Annotated in this window: 12 protein-coding genes and 2 tRNA genes; 3 read left to right on the forward strand and 11 right to left on the reverse strand. The window is 66.0% G+C overall.

Features of this window, described 5'->3' with window-relative positions; translation table 11 throughout:
- Nucleotides 1-59: 59 nt before the first annotated feature.
- From PT282_RS06840 to PT282_RS06850, 3 genes are all read right to left on the reverse strand, one after another.
- A complete protein-coding gene (locus PT282_RS06840; RefSeq protein WP_277168984.1) occupies nucleotides 60-1199 on the reverse strand; it encodes a D-alanine--D-alanine ligase family protein in 1140 nt (379 codons plus the stop codon).
- A gap of 156 nt (nucleotides 1200-1355) precedes the next feature.
- Nucleotides 1356-2351: an NAD(P)H-dependent glycerol-3-phosphate dehydrogenase gene (locus tag PT282_RS06845; RefSeq protein ID WP_277168778.1), complete on the reverse strand. Its 996-nt coding sequence runs from the start codon at nucleotides 2349-2351 to the stop codon at nucleotides 1356-1358.
- 89 nt (nucleotides 2352-2440) lie between these two features.
- Nucleotides 2441-3349, reverse strand: a complete 909-nt coding sequence (locus PT282_RS06850) for a 1-acyl-sn-glycerol-3-phosphate acyltransferase (RefSeq protein ID WP_277168779.1) — start codon at nucleotides 3347-3349, stop codon at nucleotides 2441-2443.
- 173 nt (nucleotides 3350-3522) lie between these two features.
- On the opposite strand from PT282_RS06850, the gene PT282_RS06855 reads away from it, so the two are divergent.
- Together PT282_RS06855 and PT282_RS06860 are read left to right on the forward strand one after the other, a co-directional pair.
- A complete protein-coding gene (locus tag PT282_RS06855) occupies nucleotides 3523-4302 on the forward strand; it encodes a TetR/AcrR family transcriptional regulator (RefSeq protein ID WP_277168780.1) in 780 nt (259 codons plus the stop codon).
- A gap of 495 nt (nucleotides 4303-4797) precedes the next feature.
- Nucleotides 4798-6219 (forward strand): MFS transporter, encoded by a 1422-nt coding sequence (locus PT282_RS06860; protein ID WP_277168781.1) that lies wholly within the window; start codon nucleotides 4798-4800, stop codon nucleotides 6217-6219.
- 70 nt (nucleotides 6220-6289) lie between these two features.
- Here the strand turns inward: PT282_RS06860 and murA are convergent, their stop codons facing one another.
- The 4 genes from murA to leuC form a co-directional block, all read right to left on the reverse strand.
- Nucleotides 6290-7615 carry a UDP-N-acetylglucosamine 1-carboxyvinyltransferase gene (murA, locus tag PT282_RS06865; RefSeq protein ID WP_277168782.1) on the reverse strand — a complete coding sequence of 442 codons (1326 nt, stop codon included), beginning with the start codon at nucleotides 7613-7615 and terminating at the stop codon, nucleotides 6290-6292.
- 184 nt (nucleotides 7616-7799) lie between these two features.
- Nucleotides 7800-8075: an Lrp/AsnC ligand binding domain-containing protein gene (locus tag PT282_RS06870; protein ID WP_277168783.1), complete on the reverse strand. Its 276-nt coding sequence runs from the start codon at nucleotides 8073-8075 to the stop codon at nucleotides 7800-7802.
- Between the two features lie 564 nt (nucleotides 8076-8639).
- Nucleotides 8640-9314, reverse strand: coding sequence for a 3-isopropylmalate dehydratase small subunit (gene leuD, locus PT282_RS06875; RefSeq protein WP_277168784.1), 675 nt, complete (start codon nucleotides 9312-9314; stop codon nucleotides 8640-8642).
- A gap of 132 nt (nucleotides 9315-9446) precedes the next feature.
- Complete coding sequence (gene leuC, locus PT282_RS06880; protein WP_277168785.1) at nucleotides 9447-10850, reverse strand: 3-isopropylmalate dehydratase large subunit; 1404 nt, start codon at nucleotides 10848-10850, stop codon at nucleotides 9447-9449.
- A 222-nt stretch (nucleotides 10851-11072) separates the two neighbouring features.
- Here leuC and PT282_RS06885 point away from each other — a divergent pair, with 222 nt between their 5' ends.
- The gene (locus tag PT282_RS06885; protein ID WP_277168786.1) at nucleotides 11073-11894 is read left to right on the forward strand and encodes an IclR family transcriptional regulator; all 822 of its coding nucleotides are present in this window, start codon (nucleotides 11073-11075) and stop codon (nucleotides 11892-11894) included.
- Between the two features lie 75 nt (nucleotides 11895-11969).
- On the opposite strand, the gene PT282_RS06890 is transcribed toward PT282_RS06885, so the two are convergent.
- The 4 genes from PT282_RS06890 to gltX form a co-directional block, all read right to left on the reverse strand.
- On the reverse strand, nucleotides 11970-13301 hold the full coding sequence (locus PT282_RS06890) for a metallophosphoesterase (RefSeq protein WP_277168787.1): 1332 nt from the start codon (nucleotides 13299-13301) through the stop codon (nucleotides 11970-11972).
- 80 nt (nucleotides 13302-13381) lie between these two features.
- A tRNA-Gln gene (locus tag PT282_RS06895) sits at nucleotides 13382-13453 on the reverse strand.
- Nucleotides 13454-13495: 42 nt separating this feature from the next.
- A tRNA-Glu gene (locus PT282_RS06900) sits at nucleotides 13496-13568 on the reverse strand.
- Between the two features lie 368 nt (nucleotides 13569-13936).
- Entirely contained in the window at nucleotides 13937-15460 is a 1524-nt protein-coding gene (gene gltX / locus PT282_RS06905) for a glutamate--tRNA ligase (RefSeq protein ID WP_277168788.1), read from the reverse strand.
- Nucleotides 15461-15652: the final 192 nt, after the last annotated feature.

Here is a 15652-nt window from a genome sequence, read left to right on the forward strand (position 1 = left end):
CCCACGACCTTCCGGCCATCGCGCTCCGCCACCCAGTCTCGGTGGCGCAACCCGCGAATCTAACGCGCCACGCCGTCGATGAGCTTGCCGATCAGCTCGGCATAGCTGATACCACTGGCCTCCCATGCCTTGGGATACATGGAGATCGGCGTGAACCCGGGCATGGTGTTGATCTCGTTGACCATCACCTCGCCCTTCGGCGTCACGAACGTATCGACGCGCGAAAGTCCGGCGCCGTCGACGGCCTTGAACGCCTTCACCGCGATTGCGCGCACCTGCTCGAGGGTCTCCTGGGGCAAATGGGCGGGCGCCTCGACGTGCGAGGCCCCGGCGTCGGTGTATTTGCTGTCGAAATCATAGAACTGGTCGCCGCCGGCGGCACGGTGGTCGAGCACGATCTCACCGGGCTGGCTGGCCTTCGCGGTCTCGCCCTCCACCGGAGCGAGCACCCCGCACTCGATCTCACGGCCGTCGACGCCCTGCTCGACCAGCACCTTCCAATCGTGGTGCGACGCCTCGTAGAGCGCGGCGGCGAGCTCTCCGGCGTCGCCTTCGCGCTCCAACTTGGTGACCCCGAAGCTCGAGCCCGCACGCGACGGCTTGACGAAGAGCGGATAGCGTAAGCCCTTGGCCGCGATCTGGTCCATCACGGCCTTGGCGTCGGCGGCGAACCGGTCGGCAGGGTCGAAGTCACGGGTGTCGACGGTGACGTCGGGGGTGACGGGGATGCCTGCGGCGCGCAGCAGCACCTTGGTGAACACCTTGTCCATGCACGCGGCCGACGCGAAGACGCCGCAGCCGACGTAGGGCACGCCCATCATCTCAAGCAGCCCCTGCACGGTGCCGTCCTCGCCGAACGGGCCATGCAGCACGGGGAACACGACGTCGATGAAGCCCAGCGAGGCCAGCGAGCCGTCGGGATGGCGCACGAAGAAACCGTTGTTGCCACGGGCCATGTCGAGCACGACGGGCATGGCGTCCTCGCCGTCATCGACCACGGGCATGGCGCCGTCGGCAACGTCGAAATCGCGCGGATCCTGGCCGCCCATGACCCATTCGCCGGCCTTGGTGATGCCGATCGGCACAGGCTCGAAACGTTCCATGTCCATGGCAGCCAGCACCCCGGCGGCGGAAATGCAGGAAATCGAATGCTCGTCGGCTTTCCCGCCATACAATACCGCCACACGTTTTCTGCGCATCATTCCTCGCTTCGCCTTCGTTTTCCGATTGAGAATCTACAGGGAAAGCCTACTCGCCCATGGCGAACGCGCCCGGCAATCGCCGTCTCTTTCACCAAGCCGATGCACAACGGCGCCGCCACCCGGCGGATGGGCCTTGGCCCGGTCTGGAACGTTTTATTCCTCGGTGACCCCGCCGCCGAGGAACTCGGCGATCATCTGCCCGCAGCCCAGGCCATGCTCGAGCACGTCGTCCATCGCCTTCGCCAGCGGTGTGGTCACGCCGAGCCGCCGGCCCATGCGCACCACGGCGCCCACGGTCGCCACGCCCTCGGCCACGCCGTTGCTCGCCTGCGTGGCCTCGTCAACGCTCATGCCGCGCCCCAGGTTCGCGCCGAAGGTGTAGTTGCGGCTCAGCGGCGAGCCGCAGGTGGCGATCAGATCGCCCACGCCGGCGAGCCCGGAGAAGGTCCTGGCCTGCGCGCCCGCGGCCTGCCCCAGGGCGCTCAGCTCCACCAGCCCGCGCGTCTGGATCATGGCGGCCGTGTTCTCGCCGTAGCCGGCGCCGCGTGACATGCCGACGGCGAGCGCCACCACGTTCTTGAGCGACCCGCACATCTCCACGCCGATGACATCGGTGGTGACGTATGCCTTGAAATAGTCGGTGGAGCAAGCCTCGGCCACCAGGCGGGCGTTGTCGATGCTGGCGCAGGCCACCACGGTGGCGCCCGGCTGCCGGTCGGCGACCTCGCGGCTCAGGTTCGGCCCGGAGACCGCGGCGAAGCGCTCCTGTGGCAGGTCCAGCGCCTCGCGCACGACCTCGTCCATGCGCTTGCCGGTGGCATGCTCGATGCCCTTCATCAGCGAGACGACCACGGCGTCGCCGGCGATGAGCGGCCTGAACGCCTCCAGCGCCTCGCGGGCGTGCTGGGCGGCGATGGCCACCACCACGACCTTCGCGCCGCGCACCGCTTCGGCACGGTCGCCGGTGGCGGTCATGGTCTCCGGCAATCGCTCGACGCTCGGCAGCCTGACCCCGTTGCGGTGATGGTCGCGGATGTCCGCCACGATCTGTGGCTCGCGGGCCCACATGGTCACCTGGTTGCCGGCGTCGGCAAGCACCTGGCCGAACGCCGTGCCCCACGCGCCGGCTCCGAGTACCGCAATGTTCATAGGTTCCGCCCTTTATTCGTCATATCGTTTGTACCAACGGTAGCGCGTGCGTCCCGGACGCCAAAATCCGACCGCACGCACCGACCCGCTCATGCCCGTTCCGACCGCCCGTTTCGGCGGGGCTTGCGGCTCATCGTCGCGTAGTCCCAATAGCCTTCCGCGGGAGGCTCCTCGCCACGGATCTCGGCCATCACGACCTCCATGCGCTCACGCACGCGCGTGGCCAGCTCGTCGGCCAGCTCCTTGGGCGGCTCCTCGCCCCACGTGCCCTGGCTGGCAAGCAGGTCGGCGTAGTCCAGCCGCTCGTCGAAGCACATCACCACGTTCTTGCGCGGGTAGGGCAGCCAATGGTTGATGCTCGCCGCCCCCCAGGTGACCGACGGGTAGAGCGGCACCTGATGGCCCAGGCGGCGCGAGGACTCGAGGGCGATGACGCCCACCCCGTTCTTGAGGCTCATCGGCCATTTGAGCGGGTCGCGCGAGAGGGTGCCTTCCGGCCAGATGGTCAGCGGACGGCCGGAGGTGAGGATGTTGATCGATTCGCTTTCGATGGCGCGGGCCTTGCCGGAGCGGCGCGGCACCGGCTGCATGCCCACCAGCTGGAACCACTTGCCGATCACCGGCCAGTGCGCCATCTCGGCCTTGGCCATGTAGCGCGGGCGACGGCCCATGTGGAAGAGCGCGTCCATCGGCACGAACACGTCGTACATCGTCACGTGCGTGGCGGCGGTGATGAACGGGCCGGTCTCCGGCACGCGCTCCAGGCCCCAGGCGCGCACCTTGCTGTGCTGGCGCAGCACGAGCGAGACCGCGTCCAGCAGTCGCTTGGTCGCCTTCGGATTCTGCGCCTCGATCTCCGCCTCGTTGACCTGGCGCGGGCCGGTCGGGCAATAATAGGTCGGATCGACGAGGTGATGGCGCTGGTCCAGCAGCCTCACCTGCTCGTCGCTGAGCGGCTTGACGGCCGAGCGCGGCGACGGTTTTCCCTTGGAAGTCATGCCTCCATTGTGCCGCAAGGCCGCAACGTCACGATTTCGCCATGGGACGCACACACTAACGGCACTTATGAAAATCGACCCCTTGGAATCATTGGGGTCGATTTTCGTTTCTCGAGTTAGTGTGTGCGTCAGTTCGCTGACACCCCGCTCGCTTGCCCATACCGACCGTTGGTATGTATAATGGTCCATACGACTCGCCCCCACACGACACCATCCCTGCCGCGACCGAGAGCGCCGAAAGCAAGGAGAACGCCATGGCCCGCAACGCTCACCCCGAGATCACCGAACGCCGCATCCTCGACGCCGCGCAGAAGCTCTTCCTGCGCGACGGTTACGAGCACACCTCCATCAAGAACATCCTCAACGAGCTCGGTGACCTGTCGAAAGGGGCCATCTACCACCATTTCGACTCCAAGCAGGCCATCCTGGAGGCCATCGGCCGGCGCGACAACGCCAAGACCATGGCCCGCTTCGACCAGATCGCCGAGCGCGACGACCTCACCGGCCTGGAGAAGATCCACGAATACCTGTGGACCGACGACGAGGCGCTGGAGCACATGAGGATCACCGGCATGTTCGCCCCGAGTCTCGCCGACCCGCAGATCCTGCGCGACAACATCGTCTTCTGGGCGCAGCGGCTGCCCACCCAATGGCGCCGGTTCATCGACGAGGGGCTGGAGGACGGCTCCATCGCCACCGACCACCCGCAGCAGGCGGCGCAGATGCTGGCGCTGCTGCCCAACCTCTGGCTGGTGCCCTCCGTCTACCCCGCAACGGCGTCGACCATGGCCGGCGAACTGCGCGAGCGCATCGCCTGCATCGGCGCCATGCTCGGCGCGCTGGGCCTGCACGTCTTCGACGACGAGCTCACCGGCAACCTCGCCGAGGCCGTCATGGCCATGATCGAGGCAAGCGGGCGGCGCAACGGCCATGCGGAAGCAGCGGAGCGATGAAAACCCATCCGTGCGATGAGATGCCACTACAAAGCGAAGGACACGACGCTCGACGCACCATCGATTATCGGCACGGGACATGGCCCAAAGCGATTGCGACCGCAGACGGCATCGGCGACATAAACCATCCGCATGCCGGCACCCCCCCCCGAACAAGACGCTGCCACGCCGCTCGGCGACCGGCACCTCTCCACGATGACCCGGCACACGATCCGGGGCAGGCCGTTCGTCACCGATGCGTCCAGGTCGCCAGTCGCCGTCCACCATGACTTATCGCGCATGATTCGATGCGGAGGCACGACGCCGCAAAAGAGCAGGAAACAAACGGATAACCGCGGCGACGGCTTCATCTGAACTCAAACCGATTCGAGACGATCCATGGAAATTCGCCAACGACAATAGGCTGCTCGAAACCGACCATCCGAATACACATCAACTCATCATTGCCTTATTTACATACCGCCGGTCGGTATTATAAAGAGAAAGCACGAACACATGACACGACTCACTCCCGCCGCCATCAACGGTTCCCGGCAGCGCTCCCCTCTGCTGACGCCGAATTTCGTCCTGCTCGTCGCCGGGCTCGGCGTCTCGCTGTTCGGCAACATGACGCTGCGTTTCGCGATGTCGATGTGGACGCTCGACGCGACCGGGTCAGCGACGACCTTCGCCTCGCTGCTCGCTGTCTCCATCGTCCCGACCATCGTCTGCTCGCCCCTCGGCGGCATCATGGCCGACCGCGTCAACCGCCGGACGATCATGGTCGGCCTGGACGCGCTCTCCGCGCTGGCGACCCTGGCCGCGACGCTCTATTTCGAATCGCACAAGTCCTTCAACATCGTGGCGGTCGGCGCGCTCATGGTCGTCCTCGCGGTGCTCGACGCCTTCGAGACGCCCACCGTGCAGGCCGCGCTCCCCCAGATTGTGGGGACCGGGGACGAGGGGCTGCTGCGCCGGGGCATGGCGGTGGTCAACCAGGTGCAGCAGCTCGCCTCGCTGCTCCCCTCGTTCATCGGCGGCATCTTCTATGCGGCCGTGGGCATCAAGCCGACGATGCTGATCACTGTCGCCTGCTTCGCGGCGGCCACGACGGGCGAATGCTTCCTGAGACTCGGCGATCCGAGAGCCGGCGAATGCCAATTCGAACCATCCGAGACGGCACAGACGGCACCATCGATTGCCACTCCCGGAACCTCAGAATCCACCGCTTTGCCCAGGCAAAGCCCCGCCCGGCCGCCGCAGCCCACACCGTTCGACGACGCCAAGGCCGCCTGGCGCTTCCTCACCCGCGAGAGGCCCAACATCCTCAGGCTCATGGCCACCGCCACGCTGCTCAACTTCTTCACGGCGGGCTATTCCGGCGTCGGCTTCCCCTACATGGTGCGCAACGTCCTCGGCTTCGGCGCCACGGCGTACGGGACCTGCGACGGACTGGTCGGCGCAGCCGGACTGCTGGGTGCGTTCGCCGCCGGCGCGTTCGCCGCCGGCGCCTTCGCCGCGCGTCTTTCCATCGAGCGCTTCCCCGCCACCTGCCTGGCGCTGGCCGCCACCATCGTCCCCTGTGGCGTCGCCTTCGTCCTGCCGGTCGCCAACGGCGCCAAGCTCGCCATCGTCGTCGTCTCGATGTGCGGCAGCACCGTCGCCGCCGCCTTCACCAACCTCGCCAGCGTGCCCGCCATCCAGCTGGCCACCCCGCAGGCGCTCAGTGGCAAAGTGCTCGCGCTGCTCTCCAGCTTCGTCACCGCCGCCCAGCCCTTCGGACAGCTGGCCTACGGACTCGCCTACGACCGCTTGCCGGCCCAATGGCCCACCTGGCTGAGCGCCGCCGGCATCGCTGCGATGGTCCTGCTCTCCGCCCCGGTCTTCCTTGATTTCGACGGGGATCGAGACGTGTCTGCGCTTTCACGCACACAGTAACTGGCGAATGAAAAAAGAGGCCAAGGAATTCCAAGGTCTCTTTTTTGTTTCTCGAGTTAGTGTGTGCGACTCAGTCGATGTCGGCGCCCAGCGCGGCGAGCTTGCCGCGAAAATCGGCGTAGCCACGGTCGATCAGGCTGATGCCCTGCACGTTCGAGGGCCCCTTGGCCGCCAGCGCCGCGATCAGGTGGCTGAAGCCGCCGCGCAGATCGGGCACGTCGATGTCGCGGCCGGTGAGCGGGGTGGGTCCGAAGATGACGGCGGAATGCTTGTAGTTGCGCTGCTGGAAGCGGCACGGCAGGCTGCCCAGGCACTCGCGGTAGAGCTGGATGGTCGCGCCCATGGCCACCAGCGGCTTGGTGAAGCCGAAGCGGTTCTCGTAGACGGTCTCATGCACGATCGAGAGGCCATTGGCCTGGGTGAGCGCCACGACGAGCGGCTGCTGCCAGTCGGTCATGAAGCCGGGGTGCACGTCGGTCTCGATGGCCACGGGCTTGAGGTCCCCGCCCGGATGCCAGAAGCGGATGCCCTCGTCGGTGACGTCGAACTCGCCGCCGATCTTGCGGTAGACGTTGAGGAAGGTCATCATCTCGGGCTGCGTGGCGCCACGAACGAAGATGTCGCCGTGGGTGGCCAGAGCGGCCGAGGCCCAGCTGGCGGCCTCGATGCGGTCGGTCAGCGCGGTGTGGGTGAAGCCCTTGAGTTCCTTCACGCCCTCGATGCGGAAGGTGCGGTCGACGTCCACGGAGATGATCGCGCCCATCTTCTGCAGCACGGCGACCAGGTCCATGATCTCGGGCTCGGTGGCCGCGCCGGAAAGCTCGGTCTTGCCCTCGGCCTGCACCGCGGCGAGCAGGGTCTGCTCGGTGGCGCCGACGGAAGGATAGGGCAGGTGGATCTTCGCGCCGTGCAGGCCGTCGGGCGCGGTGATGTGGATGCCATGCTCATGCTCCTTGTCGACGTTGGCGCCGAGCTTGCGCAGGGTCTCCAGATGGAAGTCGATGGGACGGCCGCCGATGTTGCAGCCGCCGAGCTGCGGGATGAACGCCTCGCCCAGGCGGTGCAGCAGCGGGCCGGAGAAAAGGATCGGGATGCGCGAGGAGCCGGACAGCGTGTCGACGTCGGCCACATCGGCCAGGCGCACGTTGGTGGCGTCGATCTTCAGCTCGCCGGACTTGCCGTCGAAATCGACGCTCGCGCCGTGCAGGCGCAGCAGGTCGGAGACCACATGCACGTCGCGGATCTCCGGGACGTTGCGCAGCACCGAGACGCCCGGGGCGAGCAACGCCGCCACCATCGCCTTGCTTACGAAATTCTTCGCGCCACGTACCTTGATCGTGCCGTGCAGGGGCTTGCCGCCCTCGACATGCAGTACGTCCTGTGTTCCTTCGGCCATGAGACCTCCTCTTGCGTCGTCATCACCATGCTACCCAAGCGCACCAATAATGCCAATACGGATGCCGGCTTCGGGCTGGTTACCCCCAGTGTGCCATAGGTGTTGTGAGGGCCGCGTGAAGTGGGACCGAAATGCGCCGCGAGCGGATAATGCGACACCTCCGGCGCGACAGTATCGTTCGCGCTCAGTCCATGCCGAGGTCGAAGGCGGCGGCGTCCTTGGCGGAGTATTGGCGGAAGGCCATCAGGTTCTGGGTGGTGGCCACGCCCTCGACGGCCGCGATCTTGCCGGGGATGACCTCGGCTAGCCGGTCGAACCCGGCGGTGTGGACCGGGGCGACCAGATCGACGTCGCCGGCCACGGAGTAGACCCGGGTGACGCCGTCGATCTCGACGATCTTGCGCGCCGCCTCGGCGGTCTTGTCGGACTCGGTATTGATCAGAACCACCGCGTCGGCCATAACGACTCCTCCATCATGCTGCCCAAGCGCATTGAATGTCCGTTCCCATATAAGTTATCGGGCCGCGTCACGGCTGCTGGATACCACTATTGCGGGGCGGTTGGGGAGAATGTTTCGGATGGTAGGTGAATGGGAGCCGAGAGGCAAAATATTATTGGGTATGGGCCCAGGAAGTTCCGACCGCCAGGCGAGATCGGGAAGGACGCCTTGGTGAACCGTTGTTACTGGTGAATTCAATCGCACGGTACCGGTTATGAGGGACCGGGTCCGTGCGATTGGGTGTATTGGCGGAAGATGACTCAGTGCCTTGATGCTGGCTCGGCGTGCACAGCCAGGACATGGGTGGCCGGACGCACACCTATCGGTCCCGGTCCTGCAATCAGAGACCGTCCCTTTCGGGACAAACCATCACTTTGCGAATGGCGCTGCGTGCACGAACACGACATAGGTAGCCAGGCGCACATCTATCGGCCCTGTCCCGCAATTAGGGACCGTCCCTAAAGGGACGGGCTCAACATTGGCGAGCGATTCCGCTCGCGCAGGACCGATGCATAGCCCACAGGGCTATGCATTTATCGGTCCTGCCCAATTAACCTCGACCTCGGGGGCGGAGGCGACGGGCTCTTCGGGGGCGTGGAGGGCCGGGAGGGTCTTGGGCTTGAAGGGGAAGCGCTCGGCGCGCATCTTCTCGTAGGCGGCGATGTCGTCCTCGTGCCGCAGCGTCAGGTCGATGTCGTCATAGCCGTTCATCAGGCGCCAGCGCGTGTAGTCGTTGACCTCGAAGGGCAGCGTCACGTCGCCGCAGGTCACCGTACGCTCCCCTAGGTCCACAGTCATCGGACGACCGGGCTCCTCCTCCAGAAGCTTCCAGAGCAGCTCGACGCTCTCCTGCGGCATGACCGCCGCCAGCACGCCGTTCTTGGCGGTGTTGCCATAGAAGATGTCGGCGAAGCGCGGGCTGATGACCACCCTGAACCCGTAGTCCTTGAGCGCCCACACCGCATGCTCGCGCGAGGAGCCGATGCCGAAGTCGGGGCCGGCTACCAGCACCTTGCCCTTGGCGTACTCGGACCTGTTGAGCACGAAATCCGGGTCGCGACGCCACGCGTAGAACAGCGCGTCCTCGAAGCCCGTCTTGGTCACGCGCTTCAAAAAGACGGCCGGGATGATCTGGTCGGTGTCGACGTTCGATCGGCGAAGCGGCACGCCCACGCCGCTCACCACAGTAAGCTTTTCCATAATCGTTCCTTCTTATCACGTATGTTCCGGTAATCCAATGCCATTGCCCGCGGCGCCGACTTTTTCGTCAATGAGGCCGGTCGTCGCATCGTCAGCCGAAGCGACGTCCCGCCGGCGGAAGCGGGCGGCCGCTCAGAGGTCGGCCGGGCTGGAGATGGTGCCGCGGATGGCGGTGGCGGCGGCGACCAGCGGCGAGGACAGGTGCGTGCGACCGCCCTTGCCCTGACGCCCCTCAAAGTTGCGGTTGGAGGTCGAGATCGAGCGCTCGCCCGGCACCAGCTTGTCCGGGTTCATCCCCAGGCACATCGAGCAGCCGGCGTTGCGCCATTCGGCCCCGAAGTCCTTGAAGACCTTGTCGAGCCCCTCCTTCTCGGCCTGCAGGCGGGCGCGCGACGAGGCGGGCACCACGAGCACGCGGTGGATGGACTTGGCCTTGTGGTGGCCTTTCATCACCGAGGCGGCGGCGCGCAGGTCCTCGATGCGGCCGTTGGTGCAGGAGCCGATGAACACGGTGTCCACCGGGATCGACTTGAGCGGCGTGCCGGGCTTGAGGCCCATGTAGTCCAGCGCCGATTCGACCGACCGGCGCTGCTCGGCGTCGGCGATGCCGGCCGGGTCGGGCACGTCGGCGGTGATCGGCGAGCCCTGGCCGGGGTTGGTGCCCCAGGTGACGTAGGGCGCGAGGTCGGCGGCGTTGATGGTGACCTCCTTGTCGAAGGTCGCGTCGTCGTCGGTCTTGAGCGTCTTCCAGTAGGCCACGGCCTTCTCCCACATCTCGCCGGTGGGCGCGTGCGGACGACCCTTGAGGTAGTCGAAGGTGGTCTGGTCGGGGGCGATCATGCCCGCGCGGGCGCCGGCCTCGATGGACATGTTGCAGATGGTCATGCGCGCGTCCATAGACAGCGAACGGATGGCCTCGCCGCGGTATTCGATGACGTGGCCCTGCCCGCCGCCGATGCCGATCTTGGCGATGATGGCCAGGATGATGTCCTTGGCGGTGACGCCACGGGGCAGCTTGCCATCGACGTTGACGGCCATGGTCTTGAACGGCTTCAGCGACAGGGTCTGCGTGGCCATGACGTGCTCGACCTCCGAGGTGCCGATGCCGAAGGCGAGCGCCCCGAACGCGCCGTGCGTGGAGGTGTGCGAGTCGCCGCAGACGATGGTCATGCCCGGCTGGGTGAGCCCCAGGTTGGGCGCGAAGGCATGGACGATGCCCTGGTCGGCGTCGCCCAGCGGATGCAGTCGCACGCCGAACTCCCTGCAGTTGCGCTCAAGGGTGGAAAGCTGCTTGGCGGAGACCTTGTCGGGGTTGGGCTTGTCGATGTTGAAGGTCGGGGTGTTGTGGTCCTCGGTGGCGATCAGCAGGTCGGTGTGGCGCGGTTTGCGCCCGGCCAGTCGCAGGCCCTCGAACGCCTGTGGACTGGTGACCTCGTGCATGAGCATGAGGTCGATGTAGAGCAGGTCCGGGGCACCGTCCTTGCCCTGGTAGACCAGGTGGTCCGCCCAGACCTTTTGCGCCAATGTGCTTACCATACGACCTCCTTCGTCGGTTTTCGGGCCGCTTCCCGAGCTGGGGAACCACGCGGATTTCGTGGTCCGATGTAGTTCCGAGTATCGGTGCCGTTCAACAATGTGGACATAAAACGTTCAAAATATGAGACGATAGTGATTTCACCTGCCGTAAAACCGCCCGAAACAGGTTTTATCGGCGTTTCGGCATATGAGACGAACTCGCCGTCTGTATAATAATTGCGTATGAACTCACCATCGAAGGACCCAACGGCAGCGCGGCGAACTCATGCCGTGCCAGCGCAACGCAGCAAATCAATCGTCAACGACGTCCCCCACGATGAGGAGATTCACTCCGGCGTCGGCGTCCTCGATAAGACCGTTCGCATTCTCGAGGCCCTGGAAAGCGGGCCATCCACACTCGGCCAGCTCGTGGCCGCCACGGGGCTTGCGCGCCCGACCGCGCACCGTCTCGCCATCGCGCTGGAACGCCATCGTTTCGTGCTGCGCGACCAGCATGGGCGCTTCGTGCTCGGCTCCCGGTTCGCCGAACTGGCCGCGGCTGCCGGCGAGGACCGCCTACTGAGCGCCGCCGGGCCGATCCTGCAGACTTTGCTCGACCGCACGGGCGAGTCGGCGCAGATCTACCGCCGGCAGGGCGAGCAGCGCGTCTGCATCGCCGCCGTGGAGCGCGCCTCGGGCCTGCACGATTCCATCCCCGTGGGCGCCATGCTCTCCATGCACGCGGGCAGCGCCGCGCAGATCCTCGTGGCCTGGGAGGACCAGGAACGCCTGCACCAGGGGCTGCGCCATTCGAAATTCACCACGTCCACCCTGGCCTCCGTGCGTCGGCGCGGCTGGGCCGATTCGGTCAACGAGCGTGAGGAGGGCGTCTGCTCCGTCTCCGCCCCGATCCGCAACGCCTCCGGGCAGGTCATCGCCGCCATCTCGATTTCCGGGCCGTCCGGGCGCATGGGCCCGACCCCCGGCCGCCGTTACGCGCCGTTCGTGATGGCCGGCGGCAAATATCTCACCAACGCGCTGATCAAGGCGAGCGCCGGGCGCTGAGCACCGGATTCTCGGGCTCGCCGCCCCATCTTCGATGAATGGCAAGTGACCGCATCAGGTCGCTTGCCATTCGTCCTATTTACGCAGGTGCATCCTGCGCAGCAGCTGGGCGATCAGCTTGGGGCGGCGCAGCAGGTTCGTGCCCTCCTCGGCGGCGTCGGGGGCGTCGTTGAGCGCGTAGGTATAGGCCTTGTGCGATCCGGGCTTGCCCACCAGCTCACCGTATTCCAGCAACTGGGTGCGTGGGTTGTGCGGGTGGCGGATGTCGAACTCCACGAGCCTGGTCGCGCGCTGGGCCGGAGCCGGGCCGTATGAGCCGAACCCGCAGGTCGGCGTGGCGACGAGGGTGAGGCCCTGCGTGGAGCCGACGAAGCGGTTGCGGTGGTCGTGGGCCGCGAGCAGCGCGAAGTAGCCCTCGGAGGCCTTGAGGATGCCGAACTCGCCGGTGTCGCTGTCGGGGCAGCTCACGCCCTCCCCCAGGAAACTGCCCGGCTGGGTCTTGGTCTCGTCGATCACATAGTTGTGCCCGGCGTAGTTGCGGTAGCCTTCGACGGCGTGCGCGGCGGTGGCCGGCACCTCCTTGAGCAGCTCGTAGTACTGCGGCACCGGGATGTGCTGGAAGACCATGGATTTCGCGTCGATGAGCCCGGGCACCGCCTTGAGGAAGCCGAGCGCGCCGGGCGTGGGGGCGCCGTAGCCGCCGAGCCTGCCGTAGTCTCCGGAATTGCAGAGCACCAGGCCCAGCACCGTGCCCTTGTGGTCGACGTCGCTGACCGGCAGCGCGAAGGTGCCGGGCTCGCAGGCGTAGATGGGCTGGTCGGGCAGACCGCTGCCGGGCTGCTTGCGCGGACGCTCGGAATGGGCCGCGGCGGGCTCGGGGTTGAGGCAGCCGGGGAACTCGCGGTAGATGGCGTCGAGCTCGGCACAGCTCAGCCCGCACTGGAAATCGTGGTTGCCGTAGGTCACCGCCCAGGGGATGCCGCGCTCGTTGAGCGGCGTGACGACCTGCGCGATGGACTTGCGCACCAGGTCGCGGGTGTGCTCCAGGCGCTCGTCGCGCAGGCTGGCGGCCTGCGAACCGATGGACCACTTCTGCGGGGTCCAGGTGCGCTTGCGGAAGGTGGGGTCGTAGGCCTTGTCGTAGCCGGCGATCTGGTTGCCGGTGAAGATGACGATGTCGGGGCGCACGGCGTCGAGCGAGGCGGTCAGCAGCTTGATGGTGTCGCCGTTGACCTTCGGACCGTCCTGGATGTCGGCGGCGACGAGCACGCGGAACTTGCCGGACTCGTGGAACTGCAGGCGCCCGAGGCGGGCGGAGACGGAGACGGGACGGGTGTCCCAATCATGGGCCGGCTGTATGCGCGGGCGCGAGAGGGCGTTCTTGTTCGTCAGAGAATGTTCAGTCATCGTACAACCTCTCGCCAATACCGTTCCTTGTGAAACAAGAAAGCCTCGCAACCGTAAGGCCACGAGGCTCCGCATCTTTGCTGGGGTACCTGGACTCGAACCAAGAACAACTGAACCAGAATCAGCCGTGTTGCCAATTACACCATACCCCAATTGGCTTGGTGCCGTAGCCGATTGACAACTATAGCACTTCGTACCTCCAACCGGATTTGAACCGGTGTTGGCGCCGTGAGAGGGCGTAGTCCTAGACCGCTAGACGATGGAGGCTTAACTTATCTGCTGCCCTTCCCAAGGCAACAAAAAAGAAGTCTATATGAAGTTGCGGATAAACGCAACTCGGCGTGTTCCGCCCCGGATCGGGGATTGCGGAACCGCACCACACCGCCGAAAACCGCGCCACGGCGCACCCACGACCCCGTTTCCCCACCGACCCACACTATGTCAGTGAAGAAACGGAATCTTGGCGGCCGCAGGATGCGGTTTCTTCACTGGGGCAGACATGAACAGTTGAGAAACAGGACCCTGCGTATGGCAAGAGCCCGTTTGCCGACGGACGATTTCTCGGTCCTGTCGGTACACGGACTCTTGGGAACGCTTGCCGGCTTTGCCCGCCGGCGCAAACGGAGGCCTTCGCCTCACAGGTGGGCGCGCAGACCCTTGAGGCGGGCGAGGGTCAGCGGCTTGCCGACGATCTCCATGGATTCGAAAAGCGGCGGGGAGACGCGGCGGCCGGACATGGCCACGCGCACCGGGCCGAACGCCAGGCGCGGCTTGTAGCCACCGTCCTCAACGAGCGCCTTGGTGAGCGTCTCATGCAGGCTGTCGGTCTTCCAGTCGGCGTCGGCGACCTCGGAAAGCGCGGCGATGGCCTTATCGAGTACCTCGGGCGCGGAGTCCTTGAGCTGCTTCTTGGCGTCGTCGGCTGGGGCGATGTACTCGTCGTCGCTCAGCAGGCTGCCGACCATGCCGGCCACCTCGCCCAGCAGGCGCACGCGAGGCTGGACCAGCGGCGCGGCGGCGGTCAGAACCGTGCGTTCGCGGTCGGTGAGGCCATCCCAGGAATCGGCGGAGACCACGCCGTCGCGGTGCAGATAGGGCACGGAGCGGTCGAGGAAGTCCTGGGGCTCGAGCATGCGGATGTGCTCGGCGTTGATGGAGATGGCCTTGTCGATGTCGAAGTGGGCCGGGTTGGCCTTCACGTCGCGGATGTCGAACTTCTCGACCATCTCGTCCATGCTGAAGACGTCGCGGTCGGGCGCGATCGACCAGCCGAGCAGCGCCAGGTAGTTGAGCAGGCCTTCGGGGATGAAGCCGTTGTCGCGGTGCAGGAAGAGGTTGGACTCCGGATCGCGCTTGGAAAGCTTCTTCTTGCCCTTGCCCATCACGTAGGGCATGTGGCCGAAGAGCGGCATCTCCTTCGCCACACCGATCTTGATGAGGTATCGGTAGAGCACGACCTGGCGCGGGGTGGAGCTCAGCAGATCCTCGCCGCGCAGCACCACGTTGATGCGCATCATGGCGTCGTCGACGGGATTGGTGAGCGTGTAGAGCGGGTCGCCGTTGGGGCGCACGATGACGTAGTCGGGCACGCTGCCGGCCTTGAACTCGATGTGGCCGCGGATGAGGTCGTCGAAGGCGATGTCCTCGTCGGGCATCCTGATGCGCAGCGCGGGCTTGCGACCCTCGGCGCGGAAGGCGGCCTTCTGCTCGTCGGTGAGGTTGCGGTCGTAGCCGTCGTAGCCGAACGCGGCGGGACGGCCGGCGGCGAGGTTGCGCTCCTTGATCTCGTCGGAGGTGGAATAGGATTCGTAGGCATAGCCGGCGTCGAGCAGCTTCTGGGCGACATCGCGGTAGATGTCGCCGCGCTCGGACTGGCGGTACGGGCCGTCGGGGCCACCGACGTCGATGCCCTCGTCCCAGTCGATATGGAGCCAGTTCAGGGCCTCGATGATCTGGTTGTAGCTCTCCTCGGAATCGCGCTCGTTGTCCGTGTCCTCGATGCGGAAGACGAAGGTGCCGTGCGTGTGGCGGGCCTCGGCCCAGTTGAAGAGGGCGGTGCGCACCATGCCGACATGCGGGGTGCCGGTGGGCGACGGGCAGAAGCGCACACGGACGTCCTTGGGCAGTTCAGGTCTTGAATCAGTAGCGTTTTCAGTCATGCCTCCATTATGCCGCGCGTGATTGACGGGAGGCGGCGGGATGCTGGCAACAAGACGGAAAGAGGGAGACACCAAACAGGAGTAAAGGTGTCTCCCCCATCGGGAAGGCTTCCGTCTCGGTCGAAACGCTGACCTCGACAGCGGCCATATCGGCGATCGGCGCAAGCCTCCCGGCCCACGCGCGACCGCCCT

The organism is Bifidobacterium sp. ESL0763 (genome assembly GCF_029433395.1).
Taxonomy (GTDB): Bacteria; Actinomycetota; Actinomycetes; order Actinomycetales; family Bifidobacteriaceae; genus Bifidobacterium.

Coding starts and splice junctions, on each gene's coding strand:
- PT282_RS06840 (WP_277168984.1), bottom strand. CDS start 1,199: ATGCGCAGAAAACGTGTGGCGGTATTGTATGGCGGGAAAGCCGACGAG.
- PT282_RS06845 (WP_277168778.1), bottom strand. CDS start 2,351: ATGAACATTGCGGTACTCGGAGCCGGCGCGTGGGGCACGGCGTTCGGC.
- PT282_RS06850 (WP_277168779.1), bottom strand. CDS start 3,349: ATGACTTCCAAGGGAAAACCGTCGCCGCGCTCGGCCGTCAAGCCGCTC.
- PT282_RS06855 (WP_277168780.1), top strand. CDS start 3,523: ATGTATAATGGTCCATACGACTCGCCCCCACACGACACCATCCCTGCC.
- PT282_RS06860 (WP_277168781.1), top strand. CDS start 4,798: ATGACACGACTCACTCCCGCCGCCATCAACGGTTCCCGGCAGCGCTCC.
- murA (WP_277168782.1), bottom strand. CDS start 7,615: ATGGCCGAAGGAACACAGGACGTACTGCATGTCGAGGGCGGCAAGCCC.
- PT282_RS06870 (WP_277168783.1), bottom strand. CDS start 8,075: ATGGCCGACGCGGTGGTTCTGATCAATACCGAGTCCGACAAGACCGCC.
- leuD (WP_277168784.1), bottom strand. CDS start 9,314: ATGGAAAAGCTTACTGTGGTGAGCGGCGTGGGCGTGCCGCTTCGCCGA.
- leuC (WP_277168785.1), bottom strand. CDS start 10,850: ATGGTAAGCACATTGGCGCAAAAGGTCTGGGCGGACCACCTGGTCTAC.
- PT282_RS06885 (WP_277168786.1), top strand. CDS start 11,073: ATGAACTCACCATCGAAGGACCCAACGGCAGCGCGGCGAACTCATGCC.
- PT282_RS06890 (WP_277168787.1), bottom strand. CDS start 13,301: ATGACTGAACATTCTCTGACGAACAAGAACGCCCTCTCGCGCCCGCGC.
- gltX (WP_277168788.1), bottom strand. CDS start 15,460: ATGACTGAAAACGCTACTGATTCAAGACCTGAACTGCCCAAGGACGTC.